This window comes from Enterococcus sp. 5H, assembly GCF_028128615.1.
Lineage (GTDB): Bacteria > Bacillota > Bacilli > Lactobacillales > Enterococcaceae > Enterococcus_L.
Genome location: NZ_AMDP01000060.1, coordinates 1 through 353, shown reverse-complemented (window position 1 = coordinate 353; position 353 = coordinate 1). Strand labels below are relative to the sequence as shown.

Annotated in this window: 1 protein-coding gene; it reads left to right on the top strand. The window is 40.2% G+C overall.

All coding sequences use genetic code 11. The features are described from left to right. Nucleotides 1-306: hypothetical protein (locus C240_RS16425; RefSeq protein WP_271497277.1), on the top strand; the 306-nt coding region annotated here is incomplete at its 5' end. Nucleotides 307-353: the final 47 nt, after the last annotated feature.

The following is a 353-nucleotide window of genomic DNA, read 5'->3' as shown; positions in this document are numbered from 1 at the left end:
TTAGATTTCATGGGCTTTGATTTAACCATGCCCGAGGTATTGAACAATGCTGATCCAGGTTCTTCTAGTGGCGGTTCATTCAATAGAAGCACTACAGCGAATAACTTTGATGGCGGAACAAATTATGACAGCTTAACGCAAGCAATCATAGCAGCGATTCAAAGTGGCCAAATGTCTACTACGGAAGGTGGCAAGCAAACTATCAACGTTACGGTTGAAGTGGAAGAGGAAGCTATCGGAAAAGCTTCTATCAATTACGTAAACAAGCAAATTGAGAAAACCAATACCATTCCGTTTGATTTGTAATGGTAGAGGAGGGAGTAAGATATGGCTGTTAATTTTTTGATTAACGG